Genomic DNA, 3,080 nt, shown 5'->3' on the forward strand with positions numbered 1-3,080 from the left:
GTGACGGCCAGGGCGTCGCCGGTGCCGCGCCCGCCGAGTGACCAGCCGCCGTCGACGTTCGGCGGGGCGAGGGTGGCGGTGGTGGTGCCGGCGGCGATGCCGGGCAGGATCCGCGCGGCCTCGTCACCACCGGCGGCGACGAGCGCGGTGCCGGCGAGCACCACCGAGGACAGGAACGGCGAGGGCAGCAGCGCCCGGCCCATCTCCTCGAGCACGACGGTGAGCTCGACCAGGCCGTAGCCGTCGCCGCCGTGCTCGGCGGGCAGGGCGAGCGACTGCAGGCCGAGCTGCTCGGCCATCTGCGTCCAGATCTTGTCGTCGTAGCCGCGCTCGGAGTCGATCGCCGCGCGCACGGCCTGCTCGTCGGCCTTGGCGGTCATGAAGTCGCGCACCGCCGAGCGCAGCTCGTCCAGCTCGGTGCTGCTGGTGCTCTCGCTGCCGGTGACTTCGCTGCTCATGCGGACCTCGATTCCGTGGCGCCGGCCGAACGACGGAGCTCCCGGAACGGCGACCTGGTGTCGATGCCCGGCTCCTTGGGCAGGCCGAGCACCCGCTCCGCCAGGATGTTCTTCATGATCTCCTCGGTGCCACCGAGGATCCGCAGCGCCGGGGTGGACAGCAGCAGCTCCGTCCACGAGTAGGTGCCCCACTCGCCGGTGTCGGCGATCAGGCGGGGACCGATGATCTCGGCGGCGAAGTGGGCGCCCCGGGTGAGGTTCTGGGCGTACATCAGCTTGGACACCGACGCCTCGGGGCCCGGCTGCTCGCCCGCGCGGAACTTGCGGATCATCTGGTGGTTGAGGTACTCGGTGGCGAGGCTGTCGGCATGCAGCTCGGCCAGGCGCCGGCGGGCGGCGCCGTCGTCGAGGCGGCCGTTGGCGCGCAGCAGCTCGGTGAGGAACGGCAGGGCGACCGCGCGGCCGACCGGGCCGGCGCCCTCGCCGCCGACGCTGGCCCGCTCGTTCATCAGGGTGGTCAGGGCGACGCCCCAGCCGCCGTCGAGGGGGCCGAGGCGGTGGTCGTCACCGATGTGGACGTCGGTGAGGAAGACCTCGTTGAACTCGGAGCCGCCGCTCATCTGACGCAGCGGGCGCACGTCCACCCCGGGGGCGGTCATGTCGACGATGAACGCGGTGATGCCCCGGTGCTTGGGCTTGTCGGGGTCGGTGCGGCACAGTGCCAGCCCGATCGCGGCGTGGTGCGCCACCGACGTCCAGACCTTCTGCCCGTTGAGCACCCAGCCGTCGCCCTCGCGTACGGCCTTCGTCTCCAGGCCCGCCAGGTCACTGCCCGCGGCCGGTTCGCTGAACAGCTGGCAGGCGATGATCTCGCCGCTGTAGAGCCTGGGCAGGTAGCGCTGCCTGAGCTCGTCGGAGCCGTGGGCGAGGATCGTCGGGCCGATCATGCCGAGGCCGATGAGGGAGAGCACCCCGGTCTCGGGCACCTCGTAGCCGGCCTCCAGGCCGTCGTAGACCAGGTCGTGCAGGGTGCTCAGCCCGCGCCCGCCGAACGCGGTCGGCCCGGTGAGCCAGCCGAAGCCGTTGTCGTAGCGGGTGCGCTGCCACGCCTTGGCCGCGGCGACCTTGGCGTTCTCGATGTCGGGAGGGTCGGTGCTGAAATAGGAGAGCCGGTCCTCGCCCTCGCCCCAGACGACGTCCTCGGCCGCCCGGGCACGGCGGGTGGCGTGGGCGTCGAGGAACGTGGTGACCTCGGCGACGAACTGGTCCATCTCGCTCGGCATGGGCGATCTCCGACTGGGGTGTCAAGTACGGCGGAAAATCCCGGCCTGCAGGGGCACACCGGGGCGGCATGAGCAAGGAATATGGCCTCATGACACTAAGGTTTGACGAATATGTCAAGTAGACCCTAGAGTCGCCAGCGTTGCCGTGCGGGCTGACCGGGCAGAGGAGCTGACGGGTGTCGCAACAGGGTGAGCGTCTGCTCGAGGGACGTGTCGTCATCGTGACGGGCGGAGGCCGGGGCATCGGCCGCAGCCACAGCCTCGAACTGGCCGCGCACGGGGCAACTGTCGTGGTCAACGACCTGGGCGTCGGGGTTCGCGGGGAGTCCTCGCAGGAGGAGCCGGCCGACGCGGTCGTCGCCGAGATCGAGGCCGCCGGCGGCGTCGCGGTGCGCGACACCGGCAACGTCACCGACTGGGCGGCGGTGCGTTCCCTCGTGGCGAACACGGTCGAGCGGTTCGGCCGGCTCGACGCCATCGTCAACAATGCCGGCATCCTGCGCGACGCGACGATCACCTCGCTCACCGAGCAGGACTGGGACGCCGTCATCGGCGTCCACCTCAAGGGCACCTTCGCCCTGACCAAGCATGCCTGCGACTACTGGCGGGCCGAGTCCAAGGCGGGCCGTCCGGTCGCCGGGCGAATCGTCAACACCACCTCCGGCACCGGGCTGGCCGGCAACGTCGGTCAGGCCGCCTACGGCGCCGCCAAGGCCGGCATCGCGAACCTGACGCTCACGACCGCGCTCGAGGGCAGCCGCTACGGCGTGACCGCCAACTGCATCTCGCCGGTCGCGGCGACCCGGATGACCGCCGGCACGGGCATCGCCCAGCCCGGCGCCGCCGACGGGTTCGACCGGTTCGACCCGGCGAACTCCTCCCCGGTCGTCGCCTGGCTGGCCTCGGAGCGGTCCGGCTGGCTCACCGGTCGGGTGCTGCGCATCGACGGCAACACCGTGCACCCGGTCGACCCGTGGAGCGTGCGCCGCGGTTACAGCGCCGCCCGCGGCGGACGGCTGGACGCCGCCGAGCTCGACGCCGGGCTGCGCGTGGTGCTGGGCACCGCCCCGGCGGGCCTGGCCGGCCTGAACATCGTTTCGTGATCGATGTGTCACTGATCTGCTGGCGGCGAGAGGAGACGACGCGATGACGACGGTGACTGCTGTCGGTACGTACCTGCCCCCCTGGGGTAGCGCGCGGGGACGGGTGCTGGGACCGGACGAGGATGCGGTGACCCTGGCCGTCGCCGCCGCCCGGGCGGCGCTGGAGCAGGCCGCCCCGGCCGGCTCGGCGACCGCGCCGGACGTGCGCCGGGTGGTGTTCGTGACCCGGGAGCTGC

3 protein-coding genes and 1 pseudogene are annotated in these 3,080 nt (G+C 72.3%); 2 read left to right on the plus strand and 2 right to left on the minus strand.

Going from position 1 to position 3,080, the window contains the following annotated elements:
- The coding region (locus ND748_RS29000) for an acyl-CoA dehydrogenase family protein (protein ID WP_251749369.1) at positions 1–458 on the minus strand (458 nt) is incomplete at its 3' end.
- Entirely contained in the window at positions 455–1,741 is a 1,287-nt protein-coding gene (locus ND748_RS29005; protein ID WP_251749370.1) for an acyl-CoA dehydrogenase family protein, read from the minus strand. The genes ND748_RS29005 and ND748_RS29000, both read right to left, overlap by 4 nt.
- A 176-nt stretch (positions 1,742–1,917) precedes the next feature.
- Between ND748_RS29005 and ND748_RS29010 the strand changes: the two genes are divergently transcribed.
- Positions 1,918–2,844 carry an SDR family NAD(P)-dependent oxidoreductase gene (locus ND748_RS29010; RefSeq protein ID WP_251749371.1) on the plus strand — a complete coding sequence of 309 codons (927 nt, stop codon included), beginning with the start codon at positions 1,918–1,920 and terminating at the stop codon, positions 2,842–2,844.
- A gap of 43 nt (positions 2,845–2,887) precedes the next feature.
- Positions 2,888–3,080: pseudogene (locus ND748_RS29015) on the plus strand (DNA-binding protein); the annotation flags it as partial.

The sequence above is a fragment of the Frankia sp. AiPs1 genome, assembly GCF_023716945.1.
GTDB lineage: Bacteria > Actinomycetota > Actinomycetes > Frankiales > Frankiaceae > Frankia.

Excerpts from the sequence above, each read along its gene's own strand:
- ND748_RS29005 (WP_251749370.1), bottom strand. The coding sequence starts at position 1,741 with ATGCCGAGCGAGATGGACCAGTTCGTCGCCGAGGTCACCACGTTCCTC.